Raw genomic sequence first — 24,015 nt, 5'->3', positions numbered from 1 at the left:
GTCTGTGAACGTTCGATATTTGCGCATTGCCACTGGATATAAAATAAGTGCTGAAAAGTAGTTTTCTAATATCCGCTAGAAAGAGTCTCAAGTTACCTACCAGATAAATGGATATTTAAAATAGTTATAGGTTAGCCCAAAGCGATTCTAACCTTTTCACGTATCTCAAGCACAATGCTAAGTTGTACATAAGGTTGGCACGTTGAGTTTAATGTGTGCCTAAAAACCTTTGTGTGTTTGATAAGCATGTTACGTAATCAAACCGACTTCTTTTATTAATTATTCAGTAACTTATTTTTCATATTAACGCGACACCATAGGGCGCGAATTTAATTACCGTCACTTATGGAAAATAAAATGGAACATAAAAAAATAAAAATGAGCGCACTTGCGCTGTCAGTATTACTCGCGCTAACGGCTTGTTCAGATGGCGATGATGGCGCACAAGGACCAACAGGGGCAGCAGGCCAAAATGGTACTGATGGTTTAGATGGCACAAATGGTAGCGATGGTTCAGCTGGCAAACTAACGCGTCTTGCTACAGTACCAACAGGCGCAGAAGTGACGGGGATCTTTCTATCACAAGAAGGTGATTTATTTTTCAACGCCCAACACCCATCAGACAGCAACACAGTAACGAATGCAGCGGGTAAAACATTCCACACAGGCACCGTGGGTGTGCTTGCTGGTGTTAATTTTAATAACTTACCAGAAACGCTGGTTGACTCACCTGTACCTGTGAGCGACGAAGAGCGTCAAACGGTGATGAGTGCGTACGGCCAATATCAAATCCTCGGCCAAACGGGCGATACGTACAACGGCAAGTTAGCAAAAGGCTTAGGTCATATTTATTCAATGGTTGGTGATGAGCTTATTCTTGAAAACGACATGCCAGATTTTAACGGCTTTATTCAAACGGGCGCGGGTAAAGGCTATTTATTCACTAACTGGGAAATGTACCCGGGTGGTATGAGCCGTATGGCAATTGAAAAAGATAATCAAGGTAGCTGGACAGTTACTGATGCCATGATGCTTGATTTTGATGGTGTAAAAGGTACTGCTGCAAACTGTTTTGGTTCAGTAACCCCGTGGAATACACCGCTCACGTCAGAAGAGTGGATTGTAGATTCAAAAGTAGATACCACCACCCACCCAGATTGGAATAACCCTGCGGTAATGAATACAGATATCATTGGCTACATGTGGCAACTTACCGCACCGGATGCGCCAAACCCGTATCGCTATGGTTATATTGCCGAAGTACAAAACCCAACTTCAAATGAGCCAATGGTAGTTAAGCACTATGCATTGGGCCGTTTTGAGCATGAAAACGCAACGGTAATGCCAGATGGTAAAACGGTGTATCTATCGCAAGATGATACCGGTGGTGTGTTATTTAAATTTGTTGCCGATACACCAGAAGATTTAAGTGCAGGTACGCTTTATGGCGCTAAATTAACCCAAGATGTTGGTCAAAACGACCCCGCGACAACAGGCTTTGATGTAGCGTGGGTTGAACTTGGTCACGGCGACAACGCAATGATTGAAGCATGGATTGCAGATTTTGACGGTATAGGTACGGATCAATACGTTGAAGGCGAAACGAGCTACATGACCATGGCTGACGTGGAAGCGTGGGCAAATGGTGCAGCAACTTACCCAACGGTTGCTAATGGTGGCGGTAAAGTTACTGCGGGTGAGCCGATGGATAACCGAGCGGTATTCCTAGAGTCACGTCAAGCAGCACGTTTAAAAGGGGCAACAGCAGAATGGCGTAAGCTTGAAGGTATTTCAATTAATACCAAGCGTGCGCAAGAAGCAATTGAAGGCGTAAACACCATTGATGGTGAAGATGTACGTGATGCGTACGTGTACCTTGCAATTGCCGATTTAGATAACACGCTAATTGATAACGAAGGTGATATTCAACTATCAAGCCGTGTTAAAGATTGTGGTGGCGTTTATCGTGCAAAACTAGAAGAAGGGTATAACATCAGCCGCATCGAACCATTAGTAATGGGTTCAACATACCGTAGCAGCTTATCAGGTGCAGCACGTTGTGATGTTGATCAGTTATCACAACCAGATAACGTTATCGTAATGGACGACGGCCGCATCATCATTGGTGAAGACGGTTTCCAAGAAAACAATGCGCTTTGGCTTTATGAGCCTGTGACAAAGTAAGCAATTGTTTTAAGAGAAGTGAATAATACCAATTCACTTAAGTAGCGGATCATCCTAGCGGACTAAATATCATGCTAACTGCGTTAGAATTTATCACTGTAGAACAACTACATAAGAAAAATTCTGCTTTGTTAGCATTTCATTTATTGAGCGTTATTGTTGATCACATACTTAACAGAATTGGTATAAGCACTTCTCATTTAGTTGGAAGAATGAGTATGAAATACCTAAACCTAGTACTTGCTGCGTTTATAACGTTTGCGAGTTTTTGTGTTTTTGCAAACAAACAAAATGCCAGTCATAACGCGCTCGATTACATTAAACACAATGAAATTTATAACCCCGAAGCGGTGATCCCACCGCAGTGTTACACCAAAACCGAAGGCAAAAACAACCCGTGTTATGCCTGTCACCAAACCTATAAGCACAGCGAAAAACGCCCAAATATTATGAATGACGGTGACTTACAGGGCGATTATCAGTTTTCAGATGAAGGCATGAACAACAGTTGGAAAAACCTGTTTATTGACCGCTCTGACTTAATTAAAGGCATCAGTGACGACGCCATTTTGGCTTACGTTAATCAAGATAACTATGGTCAGTTTGCACACACTCACCCTACATCGCCTCAAGCCAATGCAATGTTTATCAATAATTTGGCGTACCCTGAAAAAGCCTTTAATCAGCAAGGGGTTGCAAAAGATAACAGTCATTGGGTTGCATTTAACTACAAGCCGTTTCCAAGTACCTTTTGGCCAACAAATGGCTCAACCGGTGATGCGATGATCCGCTTGCCTAGCGCCTTTCGTGAAATTAACGGCGAATTTAATCTCAATGTGTATTTTGCCAACTTAAGTTTGGTTGAAATGGCAATTAAAGAACTGCCAACAATTTCTACCCCAGAAATTGACGAGCGTATTATTAATGTTGATTTAAATAATGACGGTACGCTTGGCAAAGTGACACAAATCAACAAACAAAGCCACTACTTGGGTGATGCTAAACAAGTGCCACTTCACAGTATGCTGTACCCAAAAGGCACAGAGTTTTTACACACAGTGCGTTATTTAGGGGTTGATGAACAAGGCGAAATTTACAATGCCCCGCGCATGAAAGAAGTCCGTTATATGAAAAAGCACGGATTCAAATCAGCCAACAAGCTGCGCGGTGCGTACACGCTTGAGGCAAAAGAAAAAGAATTTGAGCAATTACCTAAAACCATTTCGATTGGCGAGCGCGGTATTGATAACGGCTTTAGTTGGACCATTAATGGTTATATTGAAGACCAACAAGGCAAACTTCGCCCGCAACATTATCAAGAGCTGATGTTTTGTAATGGCTGTCATAAAACCGTTGGTACGACTATCGACCAAACCTTTTCGTTTCCACGTAAAGTGGAAGGTAAACTTGGTTGGCGTTATATCGACTTAAAAGCGCAAAAAGATGTTCCTACGCTAGGCGAATCGCAAGGGGAATTTTTAACGTACCTACAACGCGTCGGCGGCGGTGATGAGTTTAGGCAAAATCAAGAAATGTTACAACGTTGGTTCGACAGTGATGGCACAGTAAAACGCGATAAAGTTGCTAACCTTAGCAGCATTTATGAACTGATTATGCCGTCAAAAGAACGCGCGCTTAAACTCAACAAAGCCTATAAAACCATAGTGCAAGAGCAAAGCTTCTTATTTGGTCGCGATGCCAATATCAGCAAAGCCAAAAATGTACTTGAGAAGGTTGATGATAAGCAAGCGCCACTTGCGCCAGAGCATCACCATAAATGGGATATAAGACTTGCTTGGTTAATGGGTGAAGACAATGCAGTTCGCCGCTGAATACCTTATTGCCTGTTTACTGATGGGTGCTGCAATTGGCATGGATGTGGCGTTAGTAACAGCGCTTTACAGTACCAAGCTTACGTGCCGTAAAACACGCACGAAATGGATCACCGGCGTGGTTGGCTCACACACACTTTTACCTATGTGTGGGTATTTATTGAGTTTTTACGGTATCAAATGGCTGCCTTGGCTAACGCCGTTATTGGGTGTTGTCGCAATTGGCTTTATTGCGGTGTATTTATATCACGAGATATTTGCCGATGATGAAACTGATCCGCTAGTCGCGACCATTTCGTGGTCGTTGATTGTTGCGGTAAGTTGGGATGCGCTTTGGTCGGGGCCTGCAAAATCGGCGCAAGTGGTTGACTGGCAAACCGTGTTTGTCTGGACATCATTTCTTGTGGTGGGCGCTGTGGTGTATCTATTTACCCTTGCGGGGCTTAAAGTTGGCAAGCGCTTAGCGTGCAGGCAAAACAACACGCCATTTGTTTGGCTGTGGTTGCAATACGCGGCGATTGGTTATTTTGGTTTGCTGGCATTGATGCGCTATACCTTTGCGTTGGATGTACCCGACTGGCAAATTTTTGCGCTAAGCGCGATTATTATTCGTATTGTATTGGTAAAACAACGGCCGTTATTTTCAACTGCCTTATCGTAATTAAAAAAGGGCTCAGGCCCTTTTTTAATTTATTAGCAACACCCGCAACAACAATCGTACTTGTTAACTTGCTTTAACTAACGCCTCACTCAAATGCATTTGGCGAAATTGGTTGGGAGTAATACCTGTTTCGCTTTTAAACGCACGGCTAAATGGCCCTACAGAGGCAAAACCGCTTTCAAGGCTAATCACTAATACCGACCAATCTTGTTTAGTCGTATCGGCCAACAGTTCTTTGGCGTGCGCAATACGCAGCCCATTTATGTACTGATTGAAATTTTTATCACTAATGTGCGTTTTTAACGCACGGCTAACACGGTATTCAGGCACATCTAAATGACGGGCTACATCTGCGACCTTGAGGTTAGCTTGTAAAAATAAGGACTCGTTTTCAATTAATTGACTAATTTGTGCGGCAAGTAACACATCACTGTCAGATGATAAAACACGGGTTTCTGTTGCCGCCACGACATCTTTAACTGTATTTTCTGTACCAGCGTGTTGTTGCCAGTGGGTTCTGCTTCGCCAAATAAGCAAAATGTGAGTATTAACAACTACCATTAAAATAATGGCTGTGATCACCCACTGTTTTGCAACTATATCATCCGCAAAGATGTAGTTGCTCAACTTGCTAATGCCTACCGCTAACGCAAAGGTTGATAAAAACCACACGCGTTGCACTTGCTCTTTTTTTGAAGCGTTTTTAAAGCCGCGACAGCCTTCCCAAAATGATAAAACCAACACGCACGATGACAGCAATATGGTGATTTCAGACAGTGCATGGCGAAATAGCGACTGCTCACTTGCATTAATTAACGCGGTGGAGCTTGCAAACAAATAACCTTGTTTAACGAAAATGAGTAATGAAATGACAAGCGCAAAGGCCAAGTGGTGTCGTTCAATGGCTTTTTCTTGGCGAAAAAAGCTACGCGACAATAACCAATAGCAGTTGCAGGTCGCTACGGTTCCTAAGCCAATTAAATATTTATAAGCGCCAATAGCATCGCCGCTTAGTTTTTGCGTCAGTGTCATGGCGATTGAGCCACAAAATACTGCAAATAAAATGTGCGGTAGTTGCTTTTCACGCACAAACAGTTGCGTAATTAAACCGCCAATGCTGATGCAAAGCACTAAAATATAAAAACTCGAAAGGGTCATAACAATATGTCAAAACCAGAATTAAACTAGCACTAAGTGTAACCAGCTCGCACCTTTCAATCAATTTGCTATTTGTAAGTAACTTTTTCGTATTTTTTGTATGCCGAATTTCAAACTCGGCGCGAAATTAAATATTTGGTATGCCAATTTATTAACTAAATCAATAAATTAAAAATTAGGGGCAGTTATGCAAAGTTTACTAGCAGATGGTGTGAAAAACGGCTTATCACCACAACTAATCTTAGATAAAAGCGTTAAAACCTGGTTTGTTACCGCTCTTTTTGGGCAGTGGATGTTCGCGTTATACATTCTTATTTTATATGTCATGCCCACAATCGCTGGTAACAGCGAGGTGACACATAATTTGCTACCAGGGCAAGGGGTGCAAGATAAACGCGTGTTTGATGGCATGGTGTTTTTTTCTCATGTGGTACCCGCAATTATCTTGGCATTGTGTGGTATTTCACAGTTGGTACCAACAATTAGAAACAACTATCCGCGTTTTCACCGGATCAATGGTCGCATCTTCTTTATTTTGGGTATTAGTGGTGCGGTAACCGGTTTATACCTTACTTGGGTGACGGGCATGCGCTTTAGCGATATTGGTTCAATGGGCATTACGCTTAACGGTATTCTAATTCCTATTTTTATCTATTTTGCGTGGCGTACCGCGTGTAAAAAGCAATTTAACTTGCATCAGCGTTTTGCTGTGCACAGCTTTTTGTTGGTAAATGGGGTTTGGACGTTCCGTTTGTACTTAATGGGCTGGTTTGTGGTAAATCAGGGACCGCTTGGTAATTCACGTAATCTTGATGGGCCTGCGGATATCGCAATGTCTTTTGCTTGTTACTTGTTGCCTATGCTCATTGCAGAACTCGTATTTTGGGCAAAACGTACAAATAACTTTGCAGTAAAATGGCTGGTTGCGTTTATGTCGGTGTTTGGCGCAGCGATTACATTAATTGGAGTAGGGGCGGCAACGATGATGATGTGGCTGCCACGAATAGACAAGGTTTTTAACGCGCTTTTTTAACAGTCTATTTAGTGAAGAGTGTCAACGCGCTCCGCGTAGCAACCATGATTAGCGAGAAGTAAATTTCAGCCACAAAAAAGCGCAACCAAGGGGCGATTCATTAGTTGCGCTTGCTCACATTGAGCAGTGCGAGGGCACGTTAAACGGTTTTAAGCTACTTTGCTTTGTGCAATATTAATCGTGTTACACTGCAAGCGGATTTCGCCGCGGCGTCTAGCAATAATATCAACGTCTAAATTTAGTTTTTTCGCCGCGGTATGCAGCTGCTTTCTAAAACGATAAAACTGCGTATTGATATGGGTTTCTTCCATACGTGTTTGACGCATTAACAGGCTTTTATCAAGCCAACCCGCTTCGCTGTCGGGTACGTTGTTTTGTTTGTCTTCCACGTATTTACGCGCCAGTAATAACACCAAGTAGTGGTGCGTTCTGTCTTCTAAATCAATTGATTGACCGTCAATATTTAAAAGCACACCAACGTGCTCTTCGTTTTGGCTTACTGTAAAGTTCACATCTACGGTGTGTTCGGCGGTCTGTTCGCACTCTTGTGTCGCGTCAATATCGCTTGGCGCAATTAAAATGTATTGATTGCCTTGGTAACGTACTAAATCGCCGTTATGAATGGCTTTAACATTACCTTCTTGCTCAAGTAACCATTGGCCCGAGAGCGTTTGGCTGATCATTTGTTCTTGGTCATCGCAATTAAGCATGTTTACGTGGTGGTTAAGGGCAAAGTCACTCACACTTTCATTGGTGCTTTTTAAAAATGGGCATGGCTGCTCTAAACTCGAAACTTGCCATTTTACGCTTTCGCTATCGCCAAACTGCACAACATCATTTATTTTTAAGTCGTGTTTAATGTTTTTAGCAACGCGTTTGCCATTAATGTAAGTTCCGTTGGCACTGATGTCTTGTAAAAACCAATTACCTTGTTGCCATTCAATTAAACAATGGCTACGTGAAACCGCAGTTTCTCTAATTAAAGTGTGTGCTGTTTCTGGGTGACGGCCAATAATGTGGTGGTCTCGCAGCTGAATTGTTTGCTCTGTAACCGAATTTGTAAATGTACCCATTTTTCCCTCATATCAACGCTTGGTATTGGAATCTTTTGCCGTTATTATGTGGTGTAACTTTGCTTAATTACAATCAACAATAATAAAAGCTTTGCACTATGAGTAAATTATGCCATCACTGTGGCAACGCGTTAGATGTTTCAACCGCTACTTGCACTCGTTGTAACGAAACTAACACGGGCGGTGATTTAGAAATAACACAAGTTATTACACCCGCAAGTGATGTAGTAAAAGAAGCTGCTATTGTCACCCACAGAAACCTTAGTGACTTTGAAGTTTTAGGCACGGTTTCTGGTGGCTTTGCCACAATTTTAAAAGCTAAAGATCCTGTGTTGGATCGTATTGTCGCTCTCAAACTTGTACCAAACAGCGACCAGCAAAGCGACTTAGTGCAAGAAGCCAAACTCGCCAGTAAATTAAGCCACCCCAATATTGTTACCATTCATGAAATTATTCAAAATGATGAACAGCTTGCCATCGTGATGGAGTGGGTTGACGGCGATAACCTAAAAGCAAAAATCGCCACACAGCTACCATTAAAAGAAAAAGCCTGCATTGCATTGCAGCTGTGCAATGCCATTGATTACGCTCATAAAAACGACATTCTGCACTGTGATATCAAGCCTGATAACATTATGTTTGATATACATAATCAGCTTAAAGTACTCGACTTTGGTTTATCCCATGTACTCGGTGGTGAGTCACAGGCAGCAACAATCGGCTCGCCTGCTTATTTAGCACCTGAACTGTATTTAGGGCAAAACGCTAGTAAACAAAGCGATTTATTTGCCCTTGGCGCCGTGTTATTTGAGTTATTTTCTGGTGAAAAAGCCTTTGATGGAAAATCACTTGAAGTGATAAAAGCACAAATCACAACAGGTGAAGCCAAAAATTTTGCTGATAAAGACACCCAATTACCTGAAGCGTTAATCACCCTTATTCAAAACCTGCTGGTGGTTGAGCCTTCAAAAAGACCACTTCTTTCAGATTTAATCGATGCATTTACCGATTTAAACGACGCCTTAGTGCAAAAGCCAAACTGGTGGCAGCGACGTGCGCCTTGGCAAAAAGTAAGCCTATCAGCGGTGTTTTTAGGTGTGATGGCAGTACTTTTACAGCCTATTTTATTCCCGCCTAGCAATCAGCAAATACTTGAAAAGCGCATTAGCGAGAATAAACGTATTGCGGTATTGCCACTACAAAATATTAATGACGACCCGCAAGTACAGCTGTTTAGTCAGGGCTTAGCGGTAACGTTAAGCACCGAGCTTGGCAAAGTCGGTCGAGAAAAAACCAATAGTTGGGTTATTCCAAGCGCCGAAGTAGCCAAACTGAAAAATTTAACCGTTAGCGATGTACATAATCGCTATGGTGCCGATTTAGTATTAACCGGCAGTATTCAGCATTTAGGCTCACAGCGCTTAGTTAACCTAGAGCTGATAGACGGTGCATCAGGTGTTGCACTAAAGCAGCAGCAATTTAAGGTAAATGTAAAAGATTTATTTGCCTCAAACCAAACCGTGTTTGCAAAAACAATTACTATGCTAAATTGGCCAAAAAGTGATATGGCAAGTAAAGGTACCGAGTTTGATGGTGCTTATAAACATTACATAGCCGCAATTGGTTATACGTTTCGCTCTGATCAAAAAAATTATATAGATAATGCCATTGAACAGTTTAACCAAGCCATTAACTTAGATAAATATTTTGTTGATGCCTATGTAAACCTAGCTTATGCGTATTTGAATAAATATCACAAAACAAAAGATGAACAATGGTTATTGCAGTATGAAAACATTGTAAGCCAACTTGCAGAAGTTGAACCGCTTCACCCCGAGGTAAGTTACCTAGAACATAAACTTGCGCTTAGACGTGGTAATGCAGTAAAAGCAAGTAATTTACTTAAAGCATTAGTGATAGAAAACCCAAATGATGAATACCTTCATTTTGAATTGGCTAGAGCCTATCAGCAACTAAAAGAAAATGCATTAGCAGAGCAAAGTTATTTAGCAGCGCTAAAAATTACACCAAATCATTGGAAAGGGCTTAATCAGTTAGGGCGCTTATACTATCGGACTGCACAATACGATAAGGCGATTGCGACCTATCAGCGATTAGTTTCATTAACGCCAAAAAATAGCAGCGCCTATATTGGTCTTTCGGCAAGTTTCTATGGCAAAGGAAAGCTAAAATCTGCACTAGTGTATGCTAAAGAAGGAAACGCTCTCAATCCAACGGTCAGAGGGTATTCTAATATTGGCGTATTTCATTTTATATTAGGGCAATATCAAGATGCCATTTCGGCGTATAAACAGGCCATAAAATTAGATAAAAATGATTATATGAGTTGGGGCAATTTGGCGGATTCGTATTGGTTAATTAATCATCCTGATACAAAATTAACTTATTCACAAGCAGCTGGATTAGCTCAAAAAGTATATAAAATTAACCCACAAAATAGCCGTGCTAAACTCGCTTCAGCATATTATAAAGCGAGGAACGGTGAAAATACAGCCGCGATGAAAATACTGGACTCATTATCGCACAAAGAAAATGCAACGGAATTTTATCTTGCCGCGCAAGCCTATGATGCACTAGATGATAAAGAACGCGCACTTAAAAAATTAAAGTTAGCGATTGCAAAAGGCTACCCAAAAGAGGAGGCAATAACATCTCCTCTTTGGAAAAACTGGAATGAACCAGAACTCAGGTCAATTATTGCGGATTAACATCGTCCACATCAACAATCGGATCCCAACCAATCGTATATTCTTGTTTATCAGTCGGGTTTTGTGCAACCAACATCATAGTTACATCAAGCGTACCTGAACTTACTTGTTGATAGCTAGTAACATTACTGTTTACGCCTAACTTTACAGGTTTCAATGCACTGTCATGAAACCAATCTAAAAATGTGTTTGTTGCTTCATTTCCTGTCGCTAAATCAAAAACTTTGAAATCGAAAATGCTACTGTCACCTTTTAGTGTAATAGTAGGTGGTAAAGATGGTTTCGCTGGCTCTGTAATCGTAATCATTTTCTTAGGATCATGCTCAGTATCGTAAGAAATAAACTTATCACCGACTAATGCAAAGTAATTTTTACAATATACTACTTTCTGGTCGATGTTTTGAAAAATACCGGCGAAGTCAACGATGATTTTAACCGTAGGATTATTATCCATTTTGTTAATTCCTATTTTATTTTGGGAGAGAATTTTAGTTATATTTTATAACGCTTTTTATTATCGGCAACTGCCTGACTTTATTTACTTTATTTGTATTTAAAAATCATATCAGAAGGCACCACAACTTTATGTCGTTTAAACATTTCTGCGAGTGTTTCATCTTGTTTTGGCATGTGTTTAGAATGCATTTGCTTTTTTGCAAAAGTGACATGAATAACATTGTTACAAGCAGTATATTGAGTTGCCATAGTCTTTCCTAAATGACGTGGTAGCTTAAACGCACTGCGATGTCATCAATGTTTTCAGCATTCACTTTCTTAATAATGCCTTGGTATGGTGCGCTGGCGTTTTTTAGCCACTCGGAATAAAGCCCTGTTAAAAACGCGTCACCGTATTCTTGGTGTTCGGGTTTTAAAATAGCACAGAGCGGTGAAATGTAATGTTCAATGACTAAGCCATTGTCTTTTTCAAAAATATTGCAGTGACCCCAGCGACGTTCAAACCAAAACTGGTTTATGCGTTCATTGAGTTCAACTAATGTTAGTTCGGGGTGAATGTCTAACGAGCGGCTGGCATGTTTGCCCATCTTAGTTAAAAACGAAACTCGCTCTTGTGCGGGATAAGATGCTTCTAAGGTGTCGAATAACGAACTTACAAAAAATTGCCACTGCCCTGAAATATTTTGTTTTACTAATGATTTTAAATGCATAGCGTATTGCAAAGTAACCTACTCACAGACATAAATCTTATGCATCCAAGAATAGGATAAGGTGGGTCGTGGGTGTATCACGTTTTATTACACCAAGGTGATTTGTAAACTGCGACATTATGTCGCATCAAAAAGTAGTAACAGATAAATACAATAAACACTAAAAATTAATAATTAAATTAGTCATATGATTAAATCATTTTTGGTGTGGCATAAGCGATTTGCGTTATTTGCATTTGTGCCATTTATGCTGTGGGCTGCGTCGGGTTTACTACACCCTTTTATGTCTCATTTTACTAAAGCTGAACGCATTGATTCCCCGCCAGTTACGATCAATTCTGCTGCTATTGCACATTATGTCCCGCTTGACAGAGTGCTAGAAAAACACGCGATTTTTGCATTTAGTCACGCCAATCTAGTGGGTTACCTAAATCGCTATTATTATCAAATTTCGCAAAATGTTAATGGTGAATTGCACACCAAGTACTTTGATATTGAGACAGGAAAGTTATCGCATAACTTAAGTGATGCTGTTTATGCAGAGTATTTGGCGACAAAATGGTCAGGTAAAACAACGCGTTCGATTCATAAGCTAACTACGTTTACTTTTGGTTATAGTAAAATAAACCGTATTTTGCCTGTCTATAAAATAGAGTTAGCGGATGAGAACTTAATTTACATAGATACTTTGGGTAAACGTATCGCTGCACATAATACGCCATTAAGGGAGTCTGTGTCGTATTGGTTTGGTCAACTACATACTTTCAGTTTTTTGGGAAATACCCATGATTTAACACGTATTTTACCCATGTTTGTTATCAGTGTGTCGTTGTTTTTGATGGCGTTAAGTGGCGTAGTTGCGTACTCCTTACTGTGGCGTAAAATCAAAGACACCCGCTATTCAAAACAACGATTACATCGTTTATTTGGCATTTCACTCAGTGTGTGCTTGTTGGGCTTTTCAACCAGTAGTATGCATATTCTAATTGATAAGCTATATCCAGAAACATTTAGGCAGATTGTTCCTAGTAACACGCTTTCTAGTAAGCAGTTAAAACATGATCCTATTAATAGCTTAAGAAAGTCGGGTGGCCACAATTTCCAGTTGGTTAATATTCATGGCGAAATGATTAGCCAAATTGTTCACTTTCAAAAGCGAAGCCGCTCATTTAGCTATTGGCAGCAATCGCAACTTAAGTTGAATGATCTTGCTTTAGCAGAAACAATTTTGGCGCAGCAATTAAACCTTTCAGCGCCGATCGAAACGTGGCAAAAAATCGATAAATTTGGTCCAAGCTATGCCTTTATCAACAAGCGGCTACCTGTGGTTCAAGTCACTTTTGATAATGATCCCACCATTTATAGTGTTGAGGTCCACACTGGTTACATTGCAGCAATTGACACGCCTTGGCAGCAAGCTCGCAGTTGGCATTTTGGTTATCTGCATAAATACCACTTTTTGAATCCAATTGGTAAAGGATTACGAGATAGCATCATTACGCTGATAATTATCGCATTACTTAGCACAACAATACTTGGTTTGTTGCTTTATATCTCCCGATACAAACGCAGAGCAACATTAACTAAGCGCCGCAGTACATTTAATCAAATTAATAATTAATCGAAATAAGGAATTTTATTCATGACTGTTTGTTTCAAGCGCTCATTACTTGCGCTCGCAGTTTTTTCGCAGTTTAACGTGCTGGCTGATGAAGCGATGAATGAAGACATTGAAAAAATTACGGTTACAGCAAATCGCTTAGGTAAAGCTAATACAGAACAAGCATTAAGTATTGGCAGTGTTAGCAGTGAGGTGATTGAAAAAGACAATGCACAACATTTATCTGAGTCGCTGCAAACGATTTCGGGTGTGTTGATTAACCAGCTCTCCGGTGGGCAAGGGCATAATGCTGCTATTCGCATGCCAATCAATTACGGCGGTTACACGCTTTATTTGCAAGATAATATTCCGCTGCAATCAGCGGCGTTTTATAACCATAACGCGCTTTGGTGGGCGAGCAGTAATTCTTCATTATCGCGTTTAGAGGTAATGAAAGGCGCAGGCACTAGCTTATATGGTTCCGGTGCGGTTGCAGCAACGGTAAATGTGATTTCTGCACCAGTTAGCGCCAATAAAAATGAACTATCAGCAACAATAGGAGAGCATAATTATCAACGTTACAACGGAAGTTATACACGTTTAATGGGAGAGGATAATGGTGTTCGCATATCTGCTGGCTATCTAAACAATGATGGTTGGCGTGACAACAGTCACCTTGAAAAATTTGAATTTAATACATTACATGAATTGCATATTGATGCGCAGCAAAGTATCAAAACCAGCTTTATTGCATCAACATTAGATCAGCAAATGCAAAGTTCGCTTAATGATGAACAGTTTGCCGATGACCCAACGCAATCTGGCTTACCAGAGGAAGTTGAGGCATTAGATCCAAGGCGTAAAACCGATTACATGCGTTTGAGTTCTGAATATCAATATCAAGGTGATGACGTGTTTGCGTCCGTTATTCCATACGCACGATTTAGAGACAATAACTATGTCGCGACTTGGCAGCCTAATATGCCGCAAGTTGAATCGAGTGTGACCACTTTTGGCTTACTTGCGTTAAGTAACTTTGTGCATACAAACGACTTTGAAACTACCGTGGGTGTTGACTTTGAATATTCAGAAGGTGATGCTTATTCGTATCAACCCACTACGCGTACCACAACGGGCTGGGGAGCTGCGACCTATCCAGAAGGGCATGTTTTTTATGATGATAAGACCAGCTTTACTGGCATATCGCCTTACATTCAGCACATTGGTTATCTAACCGATTCACTGAGCTACAGTTTAGGGCTACGTTACGATAATAACCGTTATGAGTTTGATAACAATCTGCCTGTCTATGACGATGACGGCTTCGGTAATCGTTCAATTGCTAGCCGCACAGACAGCTACCAACACTTAAGCCCAAAAGTGAGTGTGAATTATTTGCTTGATAAGCAAATGAGTATTTACGCGCGTTTTGCCAATGCCATTCGTATTCCAACAGCGTCAGAGCTTTATCATTTGAAAACTAAAGAAACCAGCGCACAACTTGGCTCGTTGGATGAAGAAACGTCCGACACCTATGAAGTGGGTTATAAAGCAAACTTAGATAAGCTTAGCGTTGAATTGGCATATTATTTTATGGATGTAGAAGATGCCATTGTGACTGCCTATGATGATTTTGGCGCTAGCTACCGTGTTAATGCTGCAAGTGTTAATCACCAAGGGTTTGAGCTTGGAGTGGATTATCAGATCAATCCTATTTGGTCTTTGGCTTTAGCTTATTCGCAATCTAATCATGAATTTGATCATTACATTCAAGATCAAGGGCGCGTTGATTACCGCACCAAACAATCAAGTGAAGTCGATTTATCGGGCAACAGCTTACCTATGGCACCTGATTATGTTGCCAACGTTCGCTTAAACTATAAGAGTAAAGCTATATCTGGCCTTCATATAATTGCTGAAATGCAAAGTATTGGAGACTACTGGATGGACAGTGAAAACACCCATGAATATTCAGGTTATACAATCGGCAATTTAAAGGCTAATTATGCATTAAACGATGTATTTGAAGTGCATGCGCGAATTTCAAATATCACAGATAAGCAGTATGCATTACAAGCTGAAATTCGCTACGGGAAAACACAAATTCAGCCAGGCATGCCACGTACTGTTTATGTGGGTTTAAAATACCGCTTCTAAACGCATAGCAGCACCGTGTTTACATAATTGAGATAAAATTAAAAAAGCCAAGCACAATGCTTGGCTTTGAGGCACATTGGGGGAATGTGTTAATTGGTTGGAAACGGGTTGGTGGTAAATTCCAATACATCAAAACACGCGCCGAGCGTGTGATAGTCGCACTTAGCGCCTGCTTCGCTTTTTTTATCACTGTATTTTTGATTGTTTTCTTTTAATACGCGATACCACGCACCATGGTCATGGTCGACAAAATGCTGCCAGCAATACTGCCAAAGGGCGTTGTAATGGGTTAAGTAAGCATTGTTTTGTGTTGCATCAAAAAGTAATGCTGCGGCTGCAAAGCTTTCGGCTTGCACCCAAAAGTATTTGTCACTGTCGCAGGTGGCGTAATGCGTATCAAAGCCATACACTAAACCGCCATGGGCGTTATCCCATGCGTTGGCAAAAGCAACATCAAATAAGTGCTGCGCTTTTTCAACAAACTTAGGTTTTGCTTCAAAATAGTTAATCTGCAGTAATAGTTTTGCCCATTCTGTTTGATGGCCAGGTTGAAACCCCCACGGGCGATACAGGTTTTTGGCATCGTCTTTGTTGTAATCAAAATCAGGCAAAAGTTCAGGGGTAAAGTGCTCGTACACTAAGACATTGCTATGGGCTGATAGTTCAAAACAAAAACGCTCGGCAAGATGCTCTGCACGTTTTAAATAACGGCGTTCATTGGTTGCACTGTAGGCACTAATAAGCGCTTCGCAAATATGCATATTGGCATTTTGGCCGCGGTATTCACATAACTCGCCGTTTGCGTAAATGGTATCGGCGTAAATGCCTTCATTGGCTTGCCAAAAACGCGATTCGAGCAGTTCAAAGGTTTCATTAATCTTTCTATCAGATGATATCACGCCCGCTTTGTAACAGTGGGCGTAGCACAGTAACACAAAGGCATAACCATAGGCTTGCTGGGTCATATCCTTAGGTTTGTTATCGTCAAGCGTCCACGCGTATTGCTTGGTCTTTGCAATCCAGTGATGGGTTTCAATATAATCAAGGCCATGCCTTGCAAAGTTTAAATACTCGTTGTTTTTAAAATGCTTAGCGGCGCGGCAAAAGTTGATTACCATGCGTGTACTGCTCACTAGTTGACGAAACCCCGAATTAAACAAGGTGCCATCGTCTAAATAGTTTTGGTAATAGCCGCCAAGGTCGTTATCGACACATCGGTCGGTATAAAAGTTAACAATTGACTGGCTGTGATGTATTAAAAAATCAGCGTTATAAAAGTTCACGTGCGTTCTCTAAAAAAATGCGCTGGTGAGGGCGCTAAATTGCTGGTTAAAAAGGGTGTCTACCTCGTTTAATGAGGGCAGTGCAGGGAATGCGCCTTGACGACTTACGGCAAGCGCACCGCCACAACTTGCAAATGCAATGGCGCTTTTAAGCGCGTTTTCGTTGTTTAAAAGTGCGTCTAAGGTGATGCGCTCACTTAATAAATACAAAATTGCACCTATAAACCCATCGCCGCCTGCGGTGGTATCAACCACCTTTGCTTTGGCTGGGCTAATGCTGCCTCGGTAATGTTTGGTTATGTATTCAATGTCGTCACCACCATTTGTGATAAGTAGCAACTCGCAATTGCCGTTAAAACAGCGGTTTATATAATCTTCTCGCTGATTCTGACAAAGCAGTTCAAACTCTTCACGAGCAAATTTCACCACATGCGCCTTTTCAACAAATTCATTAATAAGTGCGATATTAAGTGCTGAATTTGGCCATAAATTAGCGCGTAAATTGACATCAAAACAGATGGTTAAATTGTTTGCGCTTGCCTGTTCCAGTACTGCTTTTGTGGTGTTTACAGCGTTTTTTTCAGTGAGCGTATTACTACAAAAATGAACTAATGAAGCGTGTTTAAACCACTGTGATTTGATTTCTTCTGGGCGCAGTTTTAAGTCGGCGCTGTCTTTTCGCATAAAGGTAAAACTGCGTTCACCGTGCTCATCTAAATGCACAAACGCAAGTGGTGTTGGGGCACTTTTATGAATAAGCGCACAGTCGGTATTTACACCATAATGACGAAGATTTTTTATTAAAAAATGGCCAAATTGATCATCACCTACTTGCCCCACAAAATGCGCTTTACCATCGAGTTTGGCAAGGGCAACCGCTGCGTTTGCCGGAGCACCGCCTGGAAACTGGCGGTAATCCGATAAATTAATGCCATCTTGTGATTGTTGATGTATTTGTAGAAAATCAATCAAGGCTTCACCGTAACAGATCACCTTGCTCATGCTGGTAACTCCTTTTGAGTGTTAACCCGGTGCTGGCTAATGGCAAAAAACACAATATACAGATACGCCAATACGGGCACTAAAAAGCTAAGCTGCACTGACAATGCATCAGCAACAACCGCTTGGATTAGTGGGAACACCGCACCACCGACAATCGCTTGGCACAGTAGCCCCGAACCTTTTGCAGTAAGTTGCCCTAAACCGCGAATAGCTAAACTAAAGATGGTTGGGAACATAATCGAGTTAAAAAAGCCAACAGCCAGTACGCTCCACATCGCGATTTTGCCGCTGCTAAATACCGTAACAATTAACAGCACAACCGCCATAATGGCATTGAAGGCGAGTACATAACTTGGCGAGAATTGACGCATTAACGCAGAGCCAATAAAGCGGCCAATCATCGCGCCACCCCAATAATAGGCCACCATATGGCCTGCCTGTGCAGTGGTTAAGCCACCGATTTCAGGTGATTCAAAATAGTTTACTAAAAAGCCGCCTATTGATACTTCAGCACCCACATATAAAAAGATGCCAAGTGCGCCTAAAACAAGGTGTTTATGTTGCCAAATCGACTCTTTTGTTTGGGTAGAAGTTTGCTCTTCAAAATCAAGCTTAGGTAGCTCAATAAACTTAAAGCGGCAGGCAATGGTAATGGCAGCTAAGGCGATTAAAAAATAGGGCTGTTGCACTTGCTCGGCGCCCGCACCTTGTGATGTTGCTGACAAAATAAAATAAGTACCAAACAATGGCCCTGCAGTATGGCCAAGTGAGTTAATCGCCTGTGCGAGGTTTAAGCGACTTGCAGCATGTTTTTCTTCCCCTAAACAATTTACATAGGGGTTGGCTGATACTTGCAGCACGGTAATACCGCCTGCAAGTACAAACAATGCGGCTAAAAATAGCGCATATTCTTTAATGCTGGCTGCCGGAATAAACAGCAGACAGCCAAGGGCAAGAGTTGATAAGCCAATAAACACGCCATTACGATAGCCAAATTTGGCAACCACGCGGCCAGCTAGTGGCGATACTAAAAAGTAAGCGCCAAAAAAGCAAAACTGCACCAGCATGGCTTGGGTATAGCTAAGTGAAAACTCTGCTTTTAAAAAGGGGATTAAAATATCATTTAGCGCGGTGATAAAACCCCAAATAAAAAACAAGCTGGTCATGGCGTAAAACGCCATGGTTTGATTAATTTGCTTGGCCATTACTTGCTATCTCCAACAAGCTGAGTTGCAACCGTTGATGATGCTGAAAACGACGGCGGGCGGTGTGCTTGTGCTCGGCCAAACGCCTTATTTGGTGTTGTACCTAGGGTAAATTCAAGGTGTTGTGGTGCGTTGACATGGTTTTCGTTAATCCAGCTTTGCATTGATGGCTTACCATTTACCTTGAGTGATTTAATGTAAATATGATCTGTGCTTGCGTTTGGTGCGCTAATGCTAATATTGCCAATTTGTGCTTTTTCAAACGCTGGGCTTGAAAGCACCATATCGGCGCGACCTGGATAAAACGGGTACATGCCAAGGGCTGAGAACACATACCATGACGACATTTGCCCTAAATCATCTTGCCCTGGAATGCCAGATACCGTGTTATGCCATAGTTGCTTCATGGTTTCGCGCACAGTTTGCTGCGTTTTATAGGCTTTACCGGTATACAAATACATCCACGGAGTCGCAATTGATGGCTGGTTTGAAACATCAGCATATTCGGCTGAATCGCGATACAGCACCCAGCTACCATCGGGTTTACGGAAGTGGTTATCTAAGCGTGATGCCATTACCTCATCGCCTCCTAGTAATTCGTTTAGGCCTTGGCCGTCAAAAGGCAGCATCCATAAATATTGCGCTGGGCTGCCTTCAACAAACAGGTGACCGCTAAATGGGTCGAATTTTTCTTTCCAGCTGCCGTCTTGATTGCGCCCTTGAATATAACCTAATTGCTCTGTGGCATTTGGGTTGTAAAGGTTTTTCCAGTAGCTTGAACGTTCAAGCAGCATTTGGCTGTGTTTAGTATTGCCAAGACGCGCTGCAAGTTGTGAAAGTGCAAAATCAGCGGATACTTGCTCTAGCGTTTCGCTCGCACCTTCCCATGAATTAGATTGATCTGATAAGTAATTAAGGCTTAACCATTCATCCAGTGATGGCTTTTGACCGCGACAAAATACCGGGCAGCCGACGTTTGATAAATCATATTCGGTAGGCTCTGTAGCCGCTTTGTAAAGCGATTGATAAGCCCCTGCAACATCAAATTTATCGGCGCCAAAGGCTTTAAAGTTGGCAATCGCAATGGTTGAAGGGTCGCCACTCATTACCCCTGTTGGGCCATTGTTATGGGTCCACCTATCCCAAATGCCGTTAAACTGATTGGCTTGATTAAACAGTGACTGAGCAATGTCGCTTGCCACATTTGGGTGGGTTAAGCTAATTAATTGCAGCTGCGAGCGATAGACATCCCAACCAGAGAAATTGGCATACTGCGCCGTTTGATTAGCGCTAACGGTGTGAACTTGTTGGTCAAAACCGCGGTACTCACCATTTACATCACTAAAAATATTAGGGTGGAATTGGCTGTGAAACAGCGCCGTATAAAACGTGGTTAATAAGTCGCTGTCGCTTGATTTTATTTTTACGCGACCAAGGGCGTCATTCCATGCGGCATAGGCGTTATCTTTCACTTGTGAAAAGCTTTGGTTACTTTGCTCTTTTTCAAGGTTTTCACGGGCATTTTCAAGGCTTACATAAGAAATCCCCACACGCATGGTAACCGGCTCATTTGCGTTGACGTCTAAATCAACCCAAAGGCCAGAGCCTTTGCCCCACTCAGGTACGCCGGTGTCGCCGTAACCCATACCGCCTTTACTTGAGGTCGCATTTGGTGAGACTGTGTCGTCGACATACGCGCCACTGCCGGTAATTGGCGCGTCAATTTTGGCAACAAAATGCAGTGTGTAGTAATCGCGGCGGTTGTATTCGCCAAGGTAGCCACAGAAGTTACCACTTGTCACATAACCTGACACTTCGCCTTTGGCAACATCGACTTTGGTAAATGCATCGCCACTGCCGAGTTGCGAGTACGCTGTTCTAAAAATAAGTTTTGCCTGCTCTTTTGAGGCAAACGTAAATTCAGCAATACCAGTGCGGTCGGTGGCAGCTAACCGCACATCTATGCCTGAATCTAGCCCTACTTGGTAATAACCTGGAATAGCCGTTTCATCGTCGTGGCTAAAATTAGCGCCATAGTAGGCATTAATTTTATCGCTTGCTGGGGAGTGCTTAATTGCTTGATTAAAAGGCAGCACTGGTACATCACCTGATGCACCTAAACAGCCTGTGCCCGATAAACGGGTAAATGAAAAGCCTTTTAAGCGCGTTGCTTGCCAGTTATAGCCACCGGGCGAAACGGGAATGCGCACATTATCTTCGTTGATACGTTTACTAATGCCTTCACTTTCAGCCATCAGCTCTTTGGTATACGCATGCTCTGGACCAAAGTTAAACATCCCAAACGGCTTAACCGCGCCAGGTACTACGTTTGCTGCTTGGCGATGGTTAAATGGGCCTTTGGTGCCAATAAACGGGTTTACAAATTGTGCGGGGTTTTGCGCATAATCGGTTTGTGCTGTGGCGCTTTTTTCACTTTTGCTGGTATCAGCGTGATGCGTGCCACAGGCGCTAAGCGCCAGCAGCGGGGTTAATAGCATCAATGAACGAGAGAAAATCTGTTTCATAGTTATTTCTTATTAAAATTTTAATGCAAAGTATTTGGGTTTTTCGGGTTGCTAAGTGACGGTGGACGCGACGATAGCGCATTGCCAAAGGTTTTATTTGGTTTTGCAGACATGGTGAATTCAAGGGTGCCACCTGAGATAATATCGTCGTGCGTAATGTAACTGCGATTTAATGGTTTGCCATTTAGTGATACTTGGCTTACAAATTTGTTATCTTTCGATAGGTTCTTTGCAAGCACGGTAAATTGCTTTTTATTGGCAAGTTTTAAAGTAATTTTTGGCAACTGTGGTGCACCGAGCGCATAACTTAAATCACCCGGTGCAACAGGGTAAAAACCCATTGCCGAGAAGATATACCACGCTGACATTTGACCCACATCGTCATTCCCAGCAAGGCCGTCAGGTTTATCTGATGATAGGGTATCCATAATTTGGCGAATACGCGCTTGTGTACGCCACGGCTCGCCTGCGTAATTGTATAAATAAGCGATATGATGGCTTGGCTCGTTACCATGAGCGTATTGGCCAATTAAACCCGCAATGTCTTCATGCTCTTTGATTTTTTCATAGGCAAGTTCCGTTTCAAAAAGCTCATCAAGGCGTGCAATAAAGGCTTTATCGCCACCTTTTAAGTTAATTAAACCGTGCACATCTTGTGGCACATAAAAGCTGTATTGATAGCTGTTTCCTTCGGTAAATGCGCCCATGTATTTGGCTTCTTGTGGGTCAAAGTCTGGGTTCCAAGAACCATCTTTCATGCGACCACGCATAAATTTAACGCTTGGGTCGAATACATTTTGATAATAAGTCGCGCGCTCATAATACTCAGCTGCAAGTTCGTTATCGCCAAGTGCTGTTAAAAATTGGCCAATGGCATAATCATCGTAAGCGTATTCTAGGGTAATCGAGGTTGATTCGGGTAATACATCAAGTGGTACATAGCCATAGTGTTTGTATTCTGGAATCGCATCGTAATGAGGGTGGTTTGCGGTTGCTAAAATCGCTTCTTTAGCTAGGGCAACATCAAAATCACGAATACCTTTTAGGTAGGCGTCGGAAATAACCGATACCGCATGATAGCCAATCATGGTCCAAGTTTCGTGGCCGTGGAATGACCAAATGGGTAGCATTTTGTCATAACTTTGCTGATAGTGATCAAGCATCGAAGCAATCATGTCTGATACTTTATCAGGCGCAACATACGTTAAGAGCGGATGAAGTGCGCGGTAAGTATCCCAAAGCGAAAACAAGGTGTAATGGGTGTGATCTTTTGCTTGGTGGATTTCACCATCAACACCGCGGTATTGGCCGTTAACGTCTTGATACACACTTGGCGCTTGCAGCGCATGATAGAGTGAGGTGAAAAACTGGCGTTTTTGTGAAAGCGAGCCTTCAATTTCAAATTTATCGAGGGATTTATGCCAAACATCGTCAGCTTGTTTAACTACTTTGTTAAAATCCCAATGAGGAATTTCACTGTTTAAATTTTCAAGGGCATTGGACTTGCTCACCGCCGAAATCCCCACTTTAACCAATAGCGGGTTGCCTTTTAAATTATCAAAATCAGCGACGACTTTAAGGGCTTTGCCTGCGGCTTCTGGAATTTTGTAATTAACTATGGTTGATGGCTTTTTACCGCTTCCTTCGCTTAAACAGCCATTACAGCGATAACGGTTGTTATCGAGGTTAATTAGTTCAATGTCTTTAAAAGGCTTAGAAAACTCGATGGCAAAGTACATTTGACGATTATTCGCCCAACCATTGGTTGCACGGTACGCTAAAATAGTGCGGTCGTTGATTACGCGCACATCGCTCCAAATTACTTTGTTTTTAAAGTTATAAATACCATGGGTTAAATCGAGTAGTACGCTGCCTTTATCGTGTTCTTTAAAGGTGTATTTATGCATGCCTACACGCGAGGTGGCGGTTAATTCAGCATTTACTTTGTAGTCTTCAAGTAAGACTTGGTAATAGCCAGGTTTCGCAATTTCATTTTCATGGTTAAAGCGTGAGCGGTAACCTGAATCAGGCTTTTTGGCTGTGCCCGCATCTAGTTTTACCTCTCCGGTAATAGGCATCATCAGTAAATCACCTAAATCTGAATGCCCTGTGCCACTAAAATGAGTATGCGAAAAGCCAACAATGGTGGTGTCATCATAATGATAACCCGCGCAGCGCTTGTAAATTTCTGGTTGAGGGTCAACACCGCGAAACACCGAATCGGTATCTGGGCTTAACTGCACCATGCCAAAGGGTACAACGGCACCTGGAAACGTATGGCCATCACCACCGGTGCCAATAAACGGGTCTACATATTGGGTATTTGCAAATGCACAGGGAAGTGTGAGCATCATTGCACCGCTTGCAAACAGAGAAAAAGCGGTGTTTTTTGTACGTTGCCAGTGCT

The 24,015-nt window shown here is 42.0% G+C and carries 17 protein-coding genes; 7 read left to right on the top strand and 10 right to left on the bottom strand.

The annotated features are described in order from the left end of the window. The first annotated feature begins 357 nt into the window (after positions 1–357). The 3 genes from ACXAFE_RS17005 to ACXAFE_RS16995 all read left to right on the top strand — a co-directional run bounded on the left by ACXAFE_RS17005 (position 358) and on the right by ACXAFE_RS16995 (position 4,677). Positions 358–2,184 carry an alkaline phosphatase PhoX gene (locus ACXAFE_RS17005; RefSeq protein WP_475155263.1) on the top strand — a complete coding sequence of 609 codons (1,827 nt, stop codon included), beginning with the start codon at positions 358–360 and terminating at the stop codon, positions 2,182–2,184. A gap of 218 nt (positions 2,185–2,402) precedes the next feature. Continuing rightward, complete coding sequence (locus ACXAFE_RS17000; protein WP_475155259.1) at positions 2,403–4,016, top strand: hypothetical protein; 1,614 nt, start codon at positions 2,403–2,405, stop codon at positions 4,014–4,016. After that, positions 4,000–4,677, top strand: coding sequence for a manganese efflux pump (locus ACXAFE_RS16995; protein ID WP_475155256.1), 678 nt, complete (start codon positions 4,000–4,002; stop codon positions 4,675–4,677). The genes ACXAFE_RS17000 and ACXAFE_RS16995 overlap by 17 nt, the downstream gene beginning before the upstream one ends. A 63-nt stretch (positions 4,678–4,740) precedes the next feature. Here the strand turns inward: ACXAFE_RS16995 and ACXAFE_RS16990 are convergent, their stop codons facing one another. After that, positions 4,741–5,835 (bottom strand): helix-turn-helix domain-containing protein, encoded by a 1,095-nt coding sequence (locus tag ACXAFE_RS16990; protein ID WP_475155253.1) that lies wholly within the window; start codon positions 5,833–5,835, stop codon positions 4,741–4,743. A 187-nt stretch (positions 5,836–6,022) separates the two neighbouring features. On the opposite strand from ACXAFE_RS16990, the gene ACXAFE_RS16985 reads away from it, so the two are divergent. Beyond that, entirely contained in the window at positions 6,023–6,868 is an 846-nt protein-coding gene (locus ACXAFE_RS16985; RefSeq protein WP_475155249.1) for a DUF2306 domain-containing protein, read from the top strand. A gap of 149 nt (positions 6,869–7,017) precedes the next feature. On the opposite strand, the gene ACXAFE_RS16980 is transcribed toward ACXAFE_RS16985, so the two are convergent. After that, positions 7,018–7,941 carry an FHA domain-containing protein gene (locus ACXAFE_RS16980; protein ID WP_105171980.1) on the bottom strand — a complete coding sequence of 308 codons (924 nt, stop codon included), beginning with the start codon at positions 7,939–7,941 and terminating at the stop codon, positions 7,018–7,020. A 98-nt stretch (positions 7,942–8,039) separates the two neighbouring features. Here ACXAFE_RS16980 and ACXAFE_RS16975 point away from each other — a divergent pair, with 98 nt between their 5' ends. Further along, the gene (locus ACXAFE_RS16975; protein WP_475155243.1) at positions 8,040–10,670 is read left to right on the top strand and encodes a protein kinase domain-containing protein; all 2,631 of its coding nucleotides are present in this window, start codon (positions 8,040–8,042) and stop codon (positions 10,668–10,670) included. On the opposite strand, the gene ACXAFE_RS16970 is transcribed toward ACXAFE_RS16975, so the two are convergent. The 3 genes from ACXAFE_RS16970 to bcsD form a co-directional block, all read right to left on the bottom strand. Next, complete coding sequence (locus ACXAFE_RS16970; protein WP_475155241.1) at positions 10,657–11,124, bottom strand: hypothetical protein; 468 nt, start codon at positions 11,122–11,124, stop codon at positions 10,657–10,659. The two genes, ACXAFE_RS16975 and ACXAFE_RS16970, sit on opposite strands and share 14 nt — an antisense overlap. Before the next feature lie 89 nt (positions 11,125–11,213). Next, positions 11,214–11,375: a hypothetical protein gene (locus ACXAFE_RS16965; protein WP_475155240.1), complete on the bottom strand. Its 162-nt coding sequence runs from the start codon at positions 11,373–11,375 to the stop codon at positions 11,214–11,216. An 8-nt stretch (positions 11,376–11,383) separates the two neighbouring features. Further along, positions 11,384–11,836: a cellulose biosynthesis protein BcsD gene (gene bcsD / locus ACXAFE_RS16960; protein ID WP_010559468.1), complete on the bottom strand. Its 453-nt coding sequence runs from the start codon at positions 11,834–11,836 to the stop codon at positions 11,384–11,386. A 187-nt stretch (positions 11,837–12,023) separates the two neighbouring features. Between bcsD and ACXAFE_RS16955 the strand changes: the two genes are divergently transcribed. After that, positions 12,024–13,457 carry a PepSY domain-containing protein gene (locus ACXAFE_RS16955; RefSeq protein ID WP_475155237.1) on the top strand — a complete coding sequence of 478 codons (1,434 nt, stop codon included), beginning with the start codon at positions 12,024–12,026 and terminating at the stop codon, positions 13,455–13,457. A gap of 21 nt (positions 13,458–13,478) precedes the next feature. Next, positions 13,479–15,593: a TonB-dependent receptor gene (locus ACXAFE_RS16950; RefSeq protein WP_475155230.1), complete on the top strand. Its 2,115-nt coding sequence runs from the start codon at positions 13,479–13,481 to the stop codon at positions 15,591–15,593. 89 nt (positions 15,594–15,682) lie between these two features. Here ACXAFE_RS16950 and ACXAFE_RS16945 read toward each other — a convergent pair whose 3' ends face one another. The 5 genes from ACXAFE_RS16945 to ACXAFE_RS16925 are packed head-to-tail and all read right to left on the bottom strand — an operon-like array spanning position 15,683 to position 23,962. Then, entirely contained in the window at positions 15,683–16,876 is a 1,194-nt protein-coding gene (locus tag ACXAFE_RS16945; protein ID WP_475155228.1) for an AGE family epimerase/isomerase, read from the bottom strand. Positions 16,877–16,885: 9 nt separating this feature from the next. Next, a complete protein-coding gene (locus ACXAFE_RS16940) occupies positions 16,886–17,878 on the bottom strand; it encodes a carbohydrate kinase family protein (RefSeq protein ID WP_475155225.1) in 993 nt (330 codons plus the stop codon). Then, positions 17,875–19,083 carry a sugar MFS transporter gene (locus ACXAFE_RS16935; RefSeq protein ID WP_475155222.1) on the bottom strand — a complete coding sequence of 403 codons (1,209 nt, stop codon included), beginning with the start codon at positions 19,081–19,083 and terminating at the stop codon, positions 17,875–17,877. Before ACXAFE_RS16935 ends, ACXAFE_RS16940 begins: the two co-directional genes overlap by 4 nt. Next, positions 19,083–21,608, bottom strand: coding sequence for a GH92 family glycosyl hydrolase (locus tag ACXAFE_RS16930; RefSeq protein WP_475155219.1), 2,526 nt, complete (start codon positions 21,606–21,608; stop codon positions 19,083–19,085). The genes ACXAFE_RS16935 and ACXAFE_RS16930 overlap by 1 nt, the downstream gene beginning before the upstream one ends. Positions 21,609–21,628: 20 nt before the next feature. After that, complete coding sequence (locus tag ACXAFE_RS16925; RefSeq protein ID WP_475157762.1) at positions 21,629–23,962, bottom strand: GH92 family glycosyl hydrolase; 2,334 nt, start codon at positions 23,960–23,962, stop codon at positions 21,629–21,631. Between the last annotated feature and the right edge of the window lie 53 nt (positions 23,963–24,015).

The organism is Pseudoalteromonas sp. ABV4_021, from assembly GCF_056159365.1.
Note: the sequence above shows the minus strand (reverse complement) of the source record. Positions and strands in the feature narration are given on the sequence as shown.

What these genes read in the sequence shown, in the direction of transcription:
- ACXAFE_RS16930 (WP_475155219.1), bottom strand. Translation starts at nt 21,608, where the DNA reads ATGAAACAGATTTTCTCTCGTTCATTGATGCTATTAACCCCGCTGCTG.
- ACXAFE_RS16990 (WP_475155253.1), bottom strand. Translation starts at nt 5,835, where the DNA reads ATGACCCTTTCGAGTTTTTATATTTTAGTGCTTTGCATCAGCATTGGC.
- ACXAFE_RS16950 (WP_475155230.1), top strand. Translation starts at nt 13,479, where the DNA reads ATGACTGTTTGTTTCAAGCGCTCATTACTTGCGCTCGCAGTTTTTTCG.
- ACXAFE_RS16965 (WP_475155240.1), bottom strand. Translation starts at nt 11,375, where the DNA reads ATGGCAACTCAATATACTGCTTGTAACAATGTTATTCATGTCACTTTT.
- ACXAFE_RS16925 (WP_475157762.1), bottom strand. Translation starts at nt 23,962, where the DNA reads ATGATGCTCACACTTCCCTGTGCATTTGCAAATACCCAATATGTAGAC.
- ACXAFE_RS17000 (WP_475155259.1), top strand. Translation starts at nt 2,403, where the DNA reads ATGAAATACCTAAACCTAGTACTTGCTGCGTTTATAACGTTTGCGAGT.
- bcsD (WP_010559468.1), bottom strand. Translation starts at nt 11,836, where the DNA reads ATGCATTTAAAATCATTAGTAAAACAAAATATTTCAGGGCAGTGGCAA.
- ACXAFE_RS16935 (WP_475155222.1), bottom strand. Translation starts at nt 19,083, where the DNA reads ATGGCCAAGCAAATTAATCAAACCATGGCGTTTTACGCCATGACCAGC.
- ACXAFE_RS17005 (WP_475155263.1), top strand. Translation starts at nt 358, where the DNA reads ATGGAACATAAAAAAATAAAAATGAGCGCACTTGCGCTGTCAGTATTA.
- ACXAFE_RS16985 (WP_475155249.1), top strand. Translation starts at nt 6,023, where the DNA reads ATGCAAAGTTTACTAGCAGATGGTGTGAAAAACGGCTTATCACCACAA.
- ACXAFE_RS16940 (WP_475155225.1), bottom strand. Translation starts at nt 17,878, where the DNA reads ATGAGCAAGGTGATCTGTTACGGTGAAGCCTTGATTGATTTTCTACAA.
- ACXAFE_RS16970 (WP_475155241.1), bottom strand. Translation starts at nt 11,124, where the DNA reads ATGGATAATAATCCTACGGTTAAAATCATCGTTGACTTCGCCGGTATT.
- ACXAFE_RS16980 (WP_105171980.1), bottom strand. Translation starts at nt 7,941, where the DNA reads ATGGGTACATTTACAAATTCGGTTACAGAGCAAACAATTCAGCTGCGA.
- ACXAFE_RS16995 (WP_475155256.1), top strand. Translation starts at nt 4,000, where the DNA reads ATGCAGTTCGCCGCTGAATACCTTATTGCCTGTTTACTGATGGGTGCT.
- ACXAFE_RS16955 (WP_475155237.1), top strand. Translation starts at nt 12,024, where the DNA reads ATGATTAAATCATTTTTGGTGTGGCATAAGCGATTTGCGTTATTTGCA.
- ACXAFE_RS16975 (WP_475155243.1), top strand. Translation starts at nt 8,040, where the DNA reads ATGAGTAAATTATGCCATCACTGTGGCAACGCGTTAGATGTTTCAACC.